Genomic DNA, 15,168 nt, shown 5'->3' on the forward strand with positions numbered 1-15,168 from the left:
TCAGCATGCGCGGCGCTATCTTAGAAGCACAAAAACAAGATCACAAAACGAGCGCCCGCCAGGGCCAGGAGACAAATTGGAAACCCTAGCCTTCATCATCGCGAACCTGGGTCCGATCGCCCAGTTGACGCTGCAGCACATCGAGATCGTCACCGTCGGCGTCGGGCTGGCGATCGTAACCGGCGTGCCGCTCGGCATCGTCATCACGGCCAACCCGCGTCTCGCCAAAGTCGTGCTGTACATCGCGGCCATTCTCATGACGATTCCGTCGGTCGCGCTCTTCGGCCTAATGATCCCGCTGCTCTCGGTGATCGGTCAGGGAATCGGCTTCCTGCCGACGGTCATCGCCCTCTTTCTCTATTCGCAACTGCCGATCGTGCGCAACACCTACACGGCGATCACGAACATCGATCCCGCGTTGCGCGAAGCCGCGCTCGGCATGGGGATGACCACGCGCGAACGGCTCTGGAAAGTCGAGATCCCGATCGCGCTGCCGATCATCATGGCCGGCGTGCGCATGGCGGTGGTGATCAACGTCGGCATCGCGGCAATCGCGGCCTACATCGGCGCGGGCGGTCTGGGCAAGCTGATCAGCCGCGGCATCTCGCAGTCGGACCCACGCCAGCTCATCGCGGGCGCGATCATCGTGAGCGTCCTCGCCATCGCGGCGGACATCGGCCTCGGCTGGGTCCAGCGCCGTCTCACGCCCAAAGGCCTTCGCACACCGTCGCGCAGTTTCGCTCTGCGTCTTGGCGCCCTCACTGGCTTTCGCAAATCCACTCGGCACGCGCAACAATCATGATCAAACTCTCCAACGTCACCAAGCGCTATGACGGCGCGAGCGCCCCGGTCGTCAACGGGATCAACATGGAAGTCGGCGCGGGCGAGATCTGCGTGCTGCTCGGGCCCTCGGGCTGTGGCAAGACGACGACGCTCAAGATGATCAACCGGCTGATCCAGCCGACCAGCGGCAAGATCTGGCTCGAAGGCCGCGACACCGACGAGTTCGACGTCGTCGAGCTGCGCCGCCGCATCGGCTACGTGATCCAGCAGATCGGCCTGTTCCCGAACATGACGGTCGAAGAAAACATGTGCGTCGTGCCGAGCCTGCTCGGCTGGGACAAGGCGCGCGCGAAGCGCCGCGCCGCCGAACTGCTGGAGATCGTCGCGCTCGATCCGGCCATCTATCTGTCGCGCTATCCGAAGGACCTGTCGGGCGGGCAGCAGCAGCGCGTGGGCGTGGCGCGCGCACTTGCCACCGATCCGCCCGTGATGCTGATGGACGAGCCTTTCGGCGCGATCGATCCGATCAATCGTGAGCTGATCCAGGACGAATTCCTGCGCATCCAGAAGCAGGTGAAGAAGACGATCATCTTCGTGAGCCACGATATCGACGAAGCCGTGAAGATGGCCGACAAGATCGCGATTTTTCGTGGCGGCGTGATCGAACAGTTCGATACGCCGGACAACATCCTCGCGCGGCCGGCGAGCCCGTTCATCGCGGGCTTCGTCGGCAGCGACCGCGCGTTGAAGCGCCTGCGCCTCCTATGCGTGCGTGATGCGCTCGATGCGAGCGCCTGGGCCGTGCGCGTCGGCGAGAGCAGCGCGCAGGCGCTGGCGAAGCTCGCCGCGCTGGACACCGAACGCATCGTCCTGCTCGACGCCGCCGACAAGCCGCTCGGCTCGCTCGGCGTGGCACAGTTGCGCGCGATCGAAGGCACGCTCGCTGCCGCGCACGCAAGCCTTGCCGCGCCCTCGGCGACGGTCAACTGCCGCGACGACTTGCGCACGGTGGTCTCCCAGATGTTCGCGAGCGGCTCAACCCGCCTGCCCGCCATCGACGAAGACGGCCGTTTCGCGGGCTACGTGAGCCAGGAACGGATCGTCGAATTGCTGCGCGTGAACGAAGCGGCAACGGTGGCCGCCGGTGTGAAGGAGGCAGCATGAAACGCGCCCTCGGAAGCGTCGCCGCGCTATCCCTCGCCTGCGACGAAGCGCACGCCGAGGACTGGATCGCGAATATCGCGCAATACCGCAGCGACATCGTCTATCAGTCGATCCAGCAAATGACGATGGTCGCCATCGCAGGCGGCCTGGCAATTCTCGTCGCGGTGCCGGTCGGCATCTATCTGAGCCGCGCGTCGCACCGGCACGCCGCGAACATCGTGATGCAAACGCTCAACGTCGGACAGGCCGTGCCGAAGCTCGCCCTGCTCGCGCTCGCCATGAGCGTGCTCGGCATCGGACGCGTGCCGTCGATCTTCGCGCTGTGGGTCGCGACGCTGCTGCCCATCGCCCTCAACACTTACGAAGGCCTGCGCGCAGTGCCGCGTCCGCTCATCGAAGCGGCGACCGGCATGGGCATGCGGCCGATGCAGATCCTCTGGCGCGTCGAGTTGCCCAATGCGCTTTACGTGATCTTCGCCGGCATCCGCACGGCGCTCGCGATCACGGTCGGCACGGCACCGCTCGCGTTTCTCGTCGGCGGCGGCGGGCTGGGTGAACTTATCTTCACCGGCATAGACCTGAACGACTTCGGCATGTTGCTGGCGGGCGCCATTCCTACGGCGCTGCTCGCGATCTGCACCGATGCGATCGTCGGCCAGATGCAGACGCGCCTCGTGTCGCCCGGCATCACGCCCAAACGCTGATCTCCAATCACCTCCTCATAACGAGCACATCATGAAGACCTCAATCATCGCGCGTTTCAGCGCCCTTTTCGCCACAGCCGCGCTTTCCTGCGCCATGATGACCGCGCACGCCGCGAACGTCGTCGTAGGCGGCAAGAACTTCACCGAACAGCAACTGATGGCCGAGATGACGAGCGAGCTGCTCGAAGCCAAGGGCTTCACGGTCACGAAGAAGGACGGCATGGGCAGCGCCGTGCTGCGCCAGGCGCAGGAGAACGGCCAGATCGACGTGTACTGGGAATACACCGGCACTTCGCTCATCACGTTCAACAAGGTGACCGACCGGCTCGATCCAGCCGGCACGTACAAGCGCGTCAAGGAACTCGACGCGGCCAAGGGCCTCGTGTGGCTGAACCCGTCGCAGGCGAACAGCACGTACTCGTTCGCGATGAACGGCGACGACGCGAAGAAGCTCGGCATTGCGACGCTAAGCGATCTCGCGAAGGCAGTAAACGGCGGCAAGAAGCTGACGATTGCATGCAACTCCGAGTTCTACGCGCGGCCCGACGGCCTGCGTCCACTGCAGAAGACCTACGGCTTCAACTTCGATCAGGACCAGGTCAAGCGGATGGACTCGGGCCTCACATATCAGGCGCTGAAAGACCGTCAAGTTGACATCGCGCTCGTCTTCGCAACGGACGGCCGTGTCCCCGCGTTCAACTTCGTGCTATTGCGGGACGACAAGGGCTTCTTCCCGTCGTATGCGCTCACGCCCGTCATCCGCAAGGCGACACTCGATGCGAATCCGGCACTCGGCCCGCTCCTCAATTCACTCTCGGCGAAGCTCGATGGCCCGACGATGGCGCGCCTGAACGCCTCCGTCGACGTGCAGAAGAAGTCCTTCAGCGAAGTCGCGCGCGGCTTCCTCAAGGAATCGGGCTTGATCTGAGCGGCGTTCCCACCTGACGAACTCTTAAAGCATCGCGATCATGTCTTCCATCCAGTCCACCACGTTGCTGAAAGTCGCTGCCGCACAGATCGACACCGTCTACGGCGATCTCGACGCGAACCTGCACAAGCACCTCGACGCGATCGACGCCGCGCGCGCCGCTGGCGTGCGTCTCCTCGTCTTTCCGGAACTGTCGCTATGCGGGCACAGCGCCGGCAAGGACGCGCTGCGTCTCGCGATGCGGCGCGATCATCCGGCGCTCGCCGCGCTGGCTGAAGCGAGCGGCGAGTTGCACACGTCGTTCGGCTTCATCGAGGAAGCGCCGGGTGGCCAGTTCCACAACAGCCAGGCGACGGTGGCGCACGGCCGGATCGTGCACGTGCATCGCAAGGCGCAACTCGCGACCTACGGCAGGCTGCGCGACGGGCTGTACTACGCCCCCGGCGACGAGATCGGCAGCTTCGCGCTCGACGATCGCTGGCGCGTCGCCAATCCGATCTGCAACGACCTGTGGAATCCCGCGCTCGTGCATGAACTCGCGCTCGGCGGCGCGACGCTTATCGCGGCATCGATCAGTTCGGCGCGCGAGGCGGTGGGCGGCGGCTTCGACAATCCGTCGTCGTGGCAGCTCAACCTGCGCTTTTATGCGATGACGTATGGCGTGGGCATCGTGATGGCGAATCGCGTCGGCATGGAGGGCATGTTGAGTTTCTGGGGCGGCTCATGCGTGCTCGATCCGTTCGGCAACACCCTCGCTACCGGCTCGCTCACGGAAGAGTGTCTGGTCGAAGCGGAACTCGATTACGAAGCGCTCCGAAGCGCACGCTTTCTGCTGCCGACTGTGCGCGATTCGCTCGCGTTCGCAGCGCGCCATCGTGCGGCGCAAGTCCAACAAACAACCTGAGACATTGCAATGCAAGACTTTCTCCTCGACGACACCGACCGCGCATTTCGCAGCGAAGTACGCGCGTTCCTGCAACGCGAACTCGCGCCGCGCGCGGCGGACATCGAAGACCGGCAGAACTGGGACGCCGTGAAGGCCGTCGTGCGTTCGCTCGGCGAGGCGGGCTATCTGCGCCTGATGTTCGCAGACGTGTACAAGGGCACGCTCGCCAAGCCCGGCCTCACGCACGCGACAATCCTCTCCGAAGAAGCCGCCGCCATCAACTACGCGTTCGAGACGACGATCGCCACCGCGCTCAGTTGCGCGTATCCGCTGCATCGGCACGCAAGCGAGCGCGTGCGCGAGGCGTACCTCGGCCCGATCCTCGACGGCGCCGCAGTCGGCGCTATCTGCGTGACGGAGCCGGACGCGGGCAGCGATGCGTCGGGCCTGCAAACGCGCGTCGAGTTCGACGCGCGCACCGACGAATGGGTCGTCAACGGCTTGAAGCGTTATATCTCGAATGCGTCGGTGGCGGATGTCTATATCGTCTACGGTGCCACGCCCGCTGGCGACGACGCGAAGCAAGGCCTCACCGCGGTCGCCGTGCCGAAGGACGCGCGCGGCATCTCGTTTCCGCGCAACTACACGTTCATGGGGCGGCGCGGCTGCATCGTCGGCGAGGTAAAGTTCGACGATTGCCGCGTGCCGGCGGGCAATCTGCTCGGCGCGCGCGGCGACGCGTTTCGCATCATGCGCGGCATGTTCAACTTCGAGCGCGCGATCCTCGGCGGTTCGGGCCTCGGCGTGGCGCGCAGCGCGTTCGCGATCGCCCGCGAGCACGCGCAGACGCGCCGCGCGTTCGGGCAGGCGCTCGGCTGCAAGCAACTGATCTGGGACAAGATCGCGCAGATGAGCTGGCGCATCGACGCCGCCGAGCTCATCACCTACCGCGCGACGAAGATGTACGACGCGGGCATCGACGGCCGTGCACTGATGAAGGAAGCCGCGATGGCGAAACTCGTCGCCACCGAAACCGCGAATTTCTGCGCGAACGAAACCGTGCAGATTCTCGGCGGCGACGGCATCACGAAGGAATACGGCCGCGCCGAGCAGCTTTACCGCGATGCGCGCGCGTTGACCATCGTCGGCGGCACGTCGGAAATGGCGAAGTACCTGATCGCCTCGCGCGATCTCCCCGACCTCAAGATCAATCTCTGAACGCGCGGCTCTCATGCTTACCATCACATCACTTTTCGAAAACACGGTTGCGAAATATCCGGACAGGCTCGCCCTCGTCTGCGGCGACACGCGCCTCACCTACGCGCAACTCGACGACCGCGTGCGCCGTCTCGCGCAAGCGTTCTTCGAGCTCGGCGTGAGGCAAATGGACCGCGTCGCGATCTTCCAGAAAACGTCGGAGGCGACGCCCATCGCGTATCTCGCGTGCCAGCTGCTCGGCGCGATCGCCGTGCCGATGAACTACCGCCTCTCGGCGAACGAAGCCGCGTTCATCGTGCGCGATGCGGGCGCGCGGGCGCTGGTCTACGACGATTCGATGCTGCCCATCGTCGAGAAAATGGTGACGGCGCTGCCCGATCTGCGCATCTGCGTGCAGGTTTGCGCGGACCGCAACGCCACGCTTCACGCCGGCCATCACGCGTTCGATGCGCTGATCGACGGCGTCGCAGCCTTCGATGCGCCGCTGCCGCCGCTCGCTCCCAGCGACATCTCCGCGCTCGTCTACACCTCGGGCACGACGGGCCGTCCGAAGGGCGCGATCCACACGCACGGCAACGACGTCGCCATCGCGACGAACTGCGTGATGGAGTACAGCCTGACCGAGAACGACGCCGCGTTGCACATCGCGCCGCTCTATCACGTCGGCGGCATGCAGGCGTATTTCGTGCCGCACCTGATGGTCGGTGCAGCGAACGTGATCCTGCAGCGCTACAGCCCCGAAAGCACGCTCGCCGCGATCGCCGCGCACCACATCACGACGCTCTTCGCCGTGCCTACGCAGATCCAGGACATGCTGTTCCATCCGGACTTCGCATCGACCGACGTGAGCAGCCTGCGCATGATCACGACCGGCGGCGCCGCGATCCCCGCCGCGACGATGCAGCGCGTGATCGAGGAGTTCTGTCCGAACGTCTTCAACGGCTACGGCATGACGGAAGCGAGCCTCACGCTCCTGCTGCGCCCCGGCGACGCGCTTGCACGCCTCGGCTCCTGCGGCAAACCGACGCTCATCAGCACGTGCCGCGTCGTGCGCAACGATCCGGGGCGCAGCGTCGCGCCGATAGAGACCGTGGAAGCCGGCGAAGTCGGTCAACTGATCGTGCGCGGCCCGCAGTTGTCGAGCAGCTACTGGAACAACCCGGTCGAATCCGCGAAGAAGTTCAGGAGCGGCTGGCTTTACACCGGCGATCTTTTCAGCGTCGACGAAAGCGGATACTTCCACTTCCACGGCCGTGCCGACGACATGATCGTCTCGGGCGGCGAGAACATCTATCCGCGCGAAGTCGAGGAAGTGCTGTATCACTGCCCGGGCGTGCAGGAAGCAGCGGTGATCGGCGTGCCCGACCAGAAGTGGGGGCAGGCGGTGACAGCGTTCGTCGTGCGGAGCGACCGGCAACTGACCGAGGACGCGATCATCGCGTTCTGCCGCACAAGCGACGACCTCGCGGCCTACAAACGGCCGAAAAAGATTTTCTTCGTCGAACGCCTGCCGCTCAATCCGAGCGGCAAGGTACTGCGCCACGAACTCGCGGGCGCGATCTACCACGGTTTCATCGCACAGGGAGCACAAGGATGAGCGAGCCGGTACGCTACGAACAGGACGGCAACGTTCTCACGCTGACGCTGAACCGCCCGGAGACGCGCAATTCGCTGACGGAAATGGATATGGTCGATGCGCTCGTGGGCTGTCTCGAACGCGCGCAGGGCGACATGAGCGTGCGCGCAGTCGTGCTGACGGGCGCGGGTACCGCGTTTTCGTCGGGCGGCAACATCAAGCACATGCGCGACGACGTCGGCACGTTCGCGGGCGGCTCGTCGCAGATTCGCGAGAACTACCGGCGCGGCATCCAGCGCATTCCGCGCGCGTTCCATGAACTTGACGTGCCGTGCATCGCCGCGGTCAACGGCCCGGCGCACGGCGCCGGCTGCGACTTGACGCTGATGTGCGACATCCGTATCGCGTCGCAAACCGCGCTGTTCGCTGAGAGCTTCGCGAAGGTCGGCATCATTCCCGGCGATGGCGGCGCGTGGCTGCTGCCGCGCACGATCGGCCTCTCGCGCGCGTGCGAGATGATCTTCACCGGCGCGCCGATCGATGCGCAACAGGCGCTCGACTGGGGCCTCGTTTCGCGAGTCGTGCCAGACGATGCGCTCCTCGACGCCGCGCTTACGCTCGCTCACGCGATCGCCGCCAATCCGCCCGGCGTGCTGCGCATGTCGAAGCGTCTGGTGCGCGAAGGGCAGCGAATGGACCTGCCGAGTCTGCTGGAACTGTCGGCGGCGTTTCAGGGCATCGCGCATCGCACGGCGGACCATCGCGAGGCAATCGCCGCGACCTTCGAAAAGCGCGCGCCCCGCTATAACGGAGATTGATTCGCACGGATGGCGGCGGTATCGTTCGAGACCGCCGCCATCCGGCGCACGTTCCTCCCGAGCCCATGCGCAGCAAGCACGAAGACCGCCCGTCCCTCGCCGCCGCGCTGCATCCGGTGCGGCGCGCGCAGGCATCTCTTGGGGATGCGCCTGCGCTCGTCGAGCGCATTGGCTTCTTCCTCGTACCCAATTTCTCGATGATGGCGCTCAGCTCCGCGACCGAGCCGCTGCGCGCCGCCAACCGCATGAGCGGCAAGACGCTCTATAGCTGGCATTTGATCAGCGCGGACGGCGAAGCGGTGTCGTCGAGTTCCGGCTTCGCGCTGCAGCCCGAAGCGGCGATGACCTCGTCGCCGGAGGTGGACCAGTTGTTCGTCGTGGCGAGCATCGGCGTGGCCGACTATCGAAGCGTGCCTGTCTTCGAGTTCCTGCGCCGCTTCGCCGCGACCGGGCGGCCGCTCGGCGCGATCAGCCTCGGCACGATGATCCTCGCGCGCGCGGGCCTGCTCGACAAGCGCACGTGCACGATCCACTGGGAAGCGCAAAAGCCGCTCGCCGACGAATTCCCGACCTTGGCGATAACGCGCGACCTGTATTGCATCGACGGGGACCGTCTCACGTGCGGCGGCGGGACGGCCGCCATAGACATGATGCTCGACCTGATCGCGCGCCGGCACGGCCAGCAACTCGCTGCCGATGTTGCCGACCAGTTCCTGCATACGCGCATCCGCACGTCGCAGGAAAGCCAGCGGATGGCGATTCAATGGCGCTACAGCGTCGAGGACCGGCGCATCGTGAACGCGATCGCCCTGATGGAGCAGAACCTCGAACGCCCGCTGCCCGTGCAGACTATCGCGTCGCTCGTCGGTATCTCGCCGCGACAGTTCGAGCGCGTGTGGCTGCGTCATTTCAAGGTTGGGCCGTCGCAATTCTATGTCGAACTGAGGCTCAAGGCCGCGCAAAAGCTGCTGCACGAATCGACGTTTTCGCTCTTCGATATCGCGATGCAATGCGGCTTCGCGAGCGCGTCGCATCTCGGACGCTGCTATCGGAAGAAGTTCGGATGCACGCCCGGGCAGGAGCGCGCGGGTGCGCAGCAGTCGAGCAGTTTCGACAAGGCGGAGAAGAACGCGAACGAGGCCTGAAACAAAAAGCCCCGCCGTGCGAAGAACGAACGGCGGGGCCCCTCTCAAGGATATTTCGTCGACGGAGAGTAGTCGGCGGGTTGTGCTCTACCGCGCCATGACGCTATCCGGATCGGCTCTCACACTCTTTGGCGGATACGCTCAATGTACATACCATTGCGCGATTCATCGGTGTGCGGCCACACATTTCGCGGCGCATTCAAGCGCCGATATCGCTTGCTTACCCGCATCATTCAGCGCATTGTTGAACAGTTAGATGCACACGGCAGCTTTGTTGCATCGACGTTCCATCCTTCATGACGGTCGGCGCGGCATCAGGCGCGCACCATGACCTTCCGCGCGTTGCGATCGTGGCACGAGCCTCGTGTCCTGCCCGCGCAGACTTTTCCTCCGTCAGTCGACATCGTGGACACGCTCGCGTTTCCACATGCTTTGCATTGCACAACCGAGAAACCTCATGATCGACGACCAAGTGAACCCCGACGAAATCGCGGAGAGCAATAAGCTTCCGCCAACCGATGAAAGCAAGCGCGAACGCCACGGCGACGCCGCCGCTGCGCTATACGGATTGCAACCCGTCCCGCCGATGCGCTGGATACGGCACGCGAAACAATGGTTCGGCGCCGGCGCCGGCGTGACGCGGGCGAAGTGAACCGAGGGAAGTCCATCATGAACGACGACACCACACGTACTTATCGAGGCCTCGGCATCTATCCGCTCATCTACCCGCACCGGCCGCGCGGCGCCGATGGCGCGCGCCATCCCGACGAAGGTTTCGATGCATCGGTGAGGATCACGCGGCCACAGCAAGGAGCCGCGCCGGCGTTGAGCCGCGTATTCCGGATTCCCGCAGTCAAACCGTTCGACGGATCGGGCGAAGCGCGCCTTGCATCGACGAGTTACGCGGAACGCCTGATCGATGGCCAGATCGAAGGCATTTCGTTCGCCGCGCCTTAAAACGCAGGGCGCTCACCCTTGCGCCTGCGCCAGCCGCGTTATGAGCGCGGTCAAATGCGTGGGCTCCTGCCCTTTCTGGCAGTACCCGTCGAATTCGTGATTCGTGAGATGCCTGCGCACCTCGGATTCATCGAGCGCCGTGAACGCAATGATCGCGATGGGACTCGTGCGTTCATCGTGCCGCAGTGCGAGCGCTGCCTGGAATCCGTTGCACTCCGGCATCGAAATATCCATGATGACCACATCCGGATTCCAGTCGGTGCCCATCTGGATCGCCTCCGTGCCGCCGTATGCCAGGCGGCACTCCATCCCCTCGAAAGATAAATAGGCTGCCAGCGCCTCGGCGGCACTAGCGTTGTCATCGACGACCAGTACGCGCAATTGCGACGAATCAGCCTGCACGAGCCGTTCGGTCCAGGGGTGACACCTTCCTGAATGTGAATGTCGGTCCGAGGTCATGGCTTCGCTCCCATTGTTTTTTTTAATAGAGCATGCGCCATACCAGCCGGACTTGGCCGCGCTAGACGTCCGACCGCTTGAGACGCATCGCGACTGAAAAGCGCTCGGCAGGATGGACGCTGATCGATATCTCGAATGTCGCGCCGGACGAGTCCAGATAGCGCCGCACGATTTCGAGTGCGGCCGTGCCTTTTTCGACGCGCAACCGTTCTGCCATCTCCTGTGACACCAATACCGCCTGCACGCCCTGCTGGATCTCCGCGATGCTGCGTCCGTGGCGCGCCTCGATCAGCGAACTGATCAGCGTGCCGGGCTCTTCGCGCGCGGCTTCGGCCACGTCGATGTAGTCGGGATCGATGTAGACATCCGTCCATCCGACGGGCGGGCTGTCCTTGCCGCCATCGATACGCAGGCTGGATATACGTAGCCAGCGCGCGCCATCCGCGCACTTCAACGTCTTCGCGAGCTTGCCTTCCGCGACGATCTCCTCCACCGATTGCACCAGCCGCAAGTGCTCCGAGCCGAACTGCACGAGGTCATCCACCGAGGCGAGCGTCGGCCGGAAATCATTTCGCGGACGCGCCGATTCGACCCGCGTGCCCGCGTTCTTGCGCCTAGAGACCAGTCCCATTTGTTGCAATTCGTGCAACGCGGCCCGCACCGTGTGACGGCTCGTCTGGTACTGATCGCGTAGTTCGAGTTCCGTCGGCAGCACCGAGCCCACTGGATAACGGCCGGAGGCGATCGCCTCGGTCAACTCTCGGGCGATGTCGGCGAAATGCGGTCTGTTCATAGTCGTGTTGTGCGTCTTTGCGTGGCTAGGGTAAATCATAGCTTGTTGCATATGTTCGAACATATTAATCTGCATATGTCCGGACATATTGAGCGTTTTTGCTCTGACTGCTCCGTCCCTTTCCCGCATATCCGTGAGGTCGCAATGACGAGTCGCACTATTCCGATGGCCAGCACCGTGGTCGATTCCATCCTGTTCCGTGACGCGTTCGGCACCGCGAAGATGCGCGCGCTCTTCTCCGATCACGCGCTCGTGCAGCGCTATATCGAAGTGGAAGTCGCGCTGGCGAAGGCCGAGGCGCGCGTCGGCGTGATTCCCGCCGATGCCGCGCAGGTCATCGCGCGCGAATCGACGATTGAGCGGATCGACTTCGACCACATGCGCGAGGAAACCGACATCGTCGGCTATCCGATCCTGCCGCTCGTGCACCAGATGGTCGAAATGTGCGGCGACGCCGGGCGCTACGTGCACTGGGGCGCGACCACGCAGGACATCATGGACACGGCGGTCGCGCTGCAAGTGCGCGATGCGCTCGACGTGATCGACGGCGACATTCGCGAGTTGCGGGCGATCCTCGTTGATCTTGCGAAGAAGCATCGCGACACGCCGATGGCCGGCCGCACGCATTTGCAGCAGGCGCTGCCCGTCACGTTCGGCTACAAGGTCGTCATCTGGCTCGCGATGTTCGACCGGCATCAACAGCGCCTCGCAGAACTGCGGCCGCGCGTGGCGGTGGTCGAATTCGCGGGCGCGGCAGGCACGCTGGCATCGCTCGGCGACAAGGGCTTCGAGGTGCAGAAGGCGCTCGCCGAGGAACTGAAGCTCGGCGTCCCGGCGACGACCTGGCACGTCGCCCGCGACGGTTTCGCCGAAGCGGTCAATCTGCTCGCACTCGTGACGGGCTCGCTCGGCAAGATCGCGCTCGACATCATGATCATGGCGTCCACCGAGTTCGCCGAAGTGTACGAGCCGTTCGTCAAGGGCCGCGGTGCGAGCAGCACGATGCCGCAAAAGCGCAATCCGATTTCGAGCGAACTGATGCTCGCCGCAGCCAAGGCGGTACGCCAGCACGCGGGCCTGATGGTCGACGCGATGATCCAGGACTTCGAGCGCGCGACCGGCCCGTGGCACGCGGAATGGATCGCGATCCCCGAGAGTTTCATTCTGTCAGCGGGCGCGCTGCATCAGGCGAAGTTCGCGCTCGGCGGCTTGATCGTCGATACGGAGCGCATGAAGCACAACCTCGGCATCACGAAGGGGCTGATCGTCGCGGAGGCCGTCATGATGGGCATGGCGCCGTTCACGGGCCGCCAGCAGGCGCACGACATCGTCTACGACGCGTGCCGCACCGTCAACGAAATGGGCGGCACGCTCGCCGAGGCGCTCGCGGCGCTGCCCGAGGTCACGAAGCACTTCGACCGCGCCGAGATCGATCGCATGACCGATCCCGCCAACTATCTCGGCCTCGCTCCGCGCATGGTCGACCGAGCCATCGAACTGTCGAGCGGCATCTGACCCGCGACGTGGAGGAGCACACCATGAACAACGAAATCGCATCACGTGACGAGTCGATCGTCGCGCCGCCGAAGAAGCTGCCGTGGTATCGCAAGCTCGGCATGCAAGTGTTGCTGTCGCTCGTGCTGGGCATCGCGGTCGGGCTGATCTTTCCGAAGTTCGCCGCGCAACTGAAGGTGATGGGCGATATCTTTCTCTCGCTGATCAAGGCGGGCGTCGCGCCGCTCGTGTTCCTCACGATCGTGCACGGCATCGCATCGGCCGGCGACGTGAAGAGTGCGGGACGCGTCGGCTGGCGCGCGATCGTCTACTTCGAAGTCGTCTCGACGATCGCGCTGATGGTCGGTCTGCTCGCGGGCAACCTGCTGCAGATCGGCAAGGGCATGACGTCGGTTGCAGTCGGCGCCGTGCCCGCGACGGCCGCGAAAGCCGCGCCGCAGGGCTTCACCGAGTTCATCATGCACGTCGTGCCGGACAACTTCATCGGTGCGTTCGCGAAGGGCGAATTGCTGCAGGTGGTGGTGCTCGCGGTGATGGTCGGCATCGGCATCCTCGCGATTCCCGAACGGCGGCGCGTGCGGATCAACGAAGGGCTCGACCTCGTCTCCGAAGTGCTGTTCTCGTTCATCAACCTCGTGATGAAGCTCGCGCCGCTCGGCACGTTCGGCGCGGTCGCTTACTCGGTGGGCAGCAATGGCACGGCTGTGCTGATCGCGCTTGCCCAGCTCGTGCTCAGCTTCTACGGCGTGGTGTTCCTGTTCATCGTCGTCGTGATGGGATTGATCGCGAAGCTCGCGGGCTTCTCCCTCTGGCGCTTCCTGCGCTATATCAAGGACGAGATCTTCATCGTGCTCGGCACGGCTTCATCGGAAAGCGCGCTGCCGCGTCTTTTGATCAAGCTCGAACGGCTCGGATGCGCGAAGCAGACGGTCGGCCTCGTGCTGCCGACGGGGTACGCGTTCAATCTCGACGGCACCTCGCTCTTCATGTCGATGGGCGTGATGTTCATCGCTCATGCGTATGGTGTGCCGATCACGCTCGAACATCAGATCGGCATCCTGTTGCTGATGCTGCTGACTTCGAAGGGCGCGGCAACGGTATCGGGCGGATCGTTCGTCGTGTTCGCGGCCACGGTGACATCGACGGGCATCCTGCCGGTCGAAGGACTCGCGGTGATCTTCGGCGTGTACCGCTTCATGTCGATGGCGATCGCGACATGCAACACCATCGGCAACAGCCTCGCGACGGTCGTCATCGCCAAGTGGTCGCGCACGTATGACGCGAGCGTCGCCGAGCGGCATCTTTATCCGGAGCGTTATCCGGAGACGGCATCGGCCGATGCTAGTCTCGCTGACGGCAACCTGCTGCCCGAAGACATGAACGACGCGAATCCGCATCCTGCCGGTATTTCGATGACGAGCGCGGGCACCACGCGTTGAGCATGCGATGCCCGCGCTACGTCAGCGGGCGTTACTGCTGAGCATGCTTCGCCGCATCCTCGATCACAGCGGCGACCTGCTGCGGGCGCGACTCGTACACCGAGTGACTTGCGCCCGGAATGACCGTCGTGTGGCTATGCGCCCGCTCGTAGTACCAGCGTTCGAGATCGGGATTGATGATCTTGTCATTGGCGGCGACGATGCCCCAGCTCGGCTTCGTCGTCCACGCGGCGGCGGTCAGCGGCGTGCTGAACACTTTCGCCGCGGTCAGGATCTGGCCGTGCGATTCGAATTGCGCTTGGCTAAGCGGCAGATCGGCCGCGAAGTCTTTCGGAAACACAGCGGGATTGAGGTACGTGTAGCCGTCAGCGGTCTTCTCTACCGCACCCGCCTGTTTCGACGTATAGCTCGGCGTCTTCTTGCCGAGCGACCCTTCATCCTCGCCGACATTCGGCGCATGCGCTGCGACATACACAAGCCCGACGATCTTCGGATCGACGCCGGCTTCCGTGATGACGGAGCCGCCGTAACTGTGGCCGACGAGGATCGCCGGGCCGTCTTGCAGATCGATCACGCGCTTGGCTGCGGCGACGTCGTCTTCGAGTGAGGTCAGCGGTTCCTGCACGAGGCTGACGTGATAGCCGTCCTTGGTCAGGATGTCGTAGACCGGCTTCCAGCCCGATCCATCCACCCAGGCACCATGAACGAGCACGATGTTTTTGACAGGCCCGTGGGCCGGTTGAGCATCCTGCGCCATCGCGCCTGCGGATGCAAAGAAAGAAA

At 64.2% G+C, this 15,168-nt stretch carries 16 protein-coding genes; 13 read left to right on the forward strand and 3 right to left on the reverse strand.

What is annotated here, in order from left to right; genetic code table 11:
- Positions 1-76: 76 nt before the first annotated feature.
- The 11 genes from AWB67_RS14925 to AWB67_RS14975 all read left to right on the forward strand — a co-directional run bounded on the left by AWB67_RS14925 (position 77) and on the right by AWB67_RS14975 (position 10,179).
- Positions 77-802 carry an ABC transporter permease gene (locus AWB67_RS14925; protein ID WP_087657029.1) on the forward strand — a complete coding sequence of 242 codons (726 nt, stop codon included), beginning with the start codon at positions 77-79 and terminating at the stop codon, positions 800-802.
- Complete coding sequence (locus tag AWB67_RS14930; RefSeq protein ID WP_087657030.1) at positions 799-1,947, forward strand: ABC transporter ATP-binding protein; 1,149 nt, start codon at positions 799-801, stop codon at positions 1,945-1,947. The genes AWB67_RS14925 and AWB67_RS14930 overlap by 4 nt, the downstream gene beginning before the upstream one ends.
- Positions 1,944-2,651: an ABC transporter permease gene (locus AWB67_RS14935; RefSeq protein WP_087657031.1), complete on the forward strand. Its 708-nt coding sequence runs from the start codon at positions 1,944-1,946 to the stop codon at positions 2,649-2,651. Before AWB67_RS14930 ends, AWB67_RS14935 begins: the two co-directional genes overlap by 4 nt.
- 31 nt (positions 2,652-2,682) lie before the next feature.
- Positions 2,683-3,579: a glycine betaine ABC transporter substrate-binding protein gene (locus AWB67_RS14940; protein ID WP_087657032.1), complete on the forward strand. Its 897-nt coding sequence runs from the start codon at positions 2,683-2,685 to the stop codon at positions 3,577-3,579.
- A 40-nt stretch (positions 3,580-3,619) separates the two neighbouring features.
- Positions 3,620-4,483: a nitrilase-related carbon-nitrogen hydrolase gene (locus AWB67_RS14945; protein WP_087657033.1), complete on the forward strand. Its 864-nt coding sequence runs from the start codon at positions 3,620-3,622 to the stop codon at positions 4,481-4,483.
- 9 nt (positions 4,484-4,492) lie between these two features.
- On the forward strand, positions 4,493-5,683 hold the full coding sequence (locus AWB67_RS14950) for an acyl-CoA dehydrogenase family protein (RefSeq protein ID WP_087657034.1): 1,191 nt from the start codon (positions 4,493-4,495) through the stop codon (positions 5,681-5,683).
- 13 nt (positions 5,684-5,696) lie between these two features.
- On the forward strand, positions 5,697-7,280 hold the full coding sequence (locus tag AWB67_RS14955; RefSeq protein WP_087657035.1) for a class I adenylate-forming enzyme family protein: 1,584 nt from the start codon (positions 5,697-5,699) through the stop codon (positions 7,278-7,280).
- Positions 7,277-8,077, forward strand: coding sequence for a crotonase/enoyl-CoA hydratase family protein (locus AWB67_RS14960; RefSeq protein ID WP_087657036.1), 801 nt, complete (start codon positions 7,277-7,279; stop codon positions 8,075-8,077). Before AWB67_RS14955 ends, AWB67_RS14960 begins: the two co-directional genes overlap by 4 nt.
- A gap of 65 nt (positions 8,078-8,142) precedes the next feature.
- A complete protein-coding gene (locus tag AWB67_RS14965) occupies positions 8,143-9,222 on the forward strand; it encodes a GlxA family transcriptional regulator (protein ID WP_087657037.1) in 1,080 nt (359 codons plus the stop codon).
- Positions 9,223-9,679: 457 nt separating this feature from the next.
- Entirely contained in the window at positions 9,680-9,874 is a 195-nt protein-coding gene (locus AWB67_RS14970) for a hypothetical protein (protein WP_087657038.1), read from the forward strand.
- Positions 9,875-9,891: 17 nt separating this feature from the next.
- On the forward strand, positions 9,892-10,179 hold the full coding sequence (locus AWB67_RS14975) for a hypothetical protein (protein WP_087657039.1): 288 nt from the start codon (positions 9,892-9,894) through the stop codon (positions 10,177-10,179).
- Positions 10,180-10,191: 12 nt separating this feature from the next.
- On the opposite strand, the gene AWB67_RS14980 is transcribed toward AWB67_RS14975, so the two are convergent.
- Positions 10,192-10,581: a response regulator gene (locus tag AWB67_RS14980; RefSeq protein WP_235025169.1), complete on the reverse strand. Its 390-nt coding sequence runs from the start codon at positions 10,579-10,581 to the stop codon at positions 10,192-10,194.
- Positions 10,582-10,699: 118 nt separating this feature from the next.
- Positions 10,700-11,431, reverse strand: a complete 732-nt coding sequence (locus AWB67_RS14985; protein WP_087657041.1) for a GntR family transcriptional regulator — start codon at positions 11,429-11,431, stop codon at positions 10,700-10,702.
- Between the two features lie 144 nt (positions 11,432-11,575).
- On the opposite strand from AWB67_RS14985, the gene AWB67_RS14990 reads away from it, so the two are divergent.
- The gene (locus AWB67_RS14990; RefSeq protein ID WP_087657042.1) at positions 11,576-12,946 is read left to right on the forward strand and encodes a class-II fumarase/aspartase family protein; all 1,371 of its coding nucleotides are present in this window, start codon (positions 11,576-11,578) and stop codon (positions 12,944-12,946) included.
- Positions 12,947-12,969: 23 nt separating this feature from the next.
- Positions 12,970-14,385, forward strand: coding sequence for a cation:dicarboxylate symporter family transporter (locus AWB67_RS14995; protein ID WP_087657043.1), 1,416 nt, complete (start codon positions 12,970-12,972; stop codon positions 14,383-14,385).
- A gap of 31 nt (positions 14,386-14,416) precedes the next feature.
- On the opposite strand, the gene AWB67_RS15000 is transcribed toward AWB67_RS14995, so the two are convergent.
- On the reverse strand, positions 14,417-15,142 hold the full coding sequence (locus AWB67_RS15000) for an alpha/beta fold hydrolase (protein WP_087657111.1): 726 nt from the start codon (positions 15,140-15,142) through the stop codon (positions 14,417-14,419).
- Positions 15,143-15,168: the final 26 nt, after the last annotated feature.

Source organism: Caballeronia terrestris, assembly GCF_001544515.1.
GTDB classification, from domain to species: domain Bacteria; phylum Pseudomonadota; class Gammaproteobacteria; order Burkholderiales; family Burkholderiaceae; genus Caballeronia; species Caballeronia terrestris.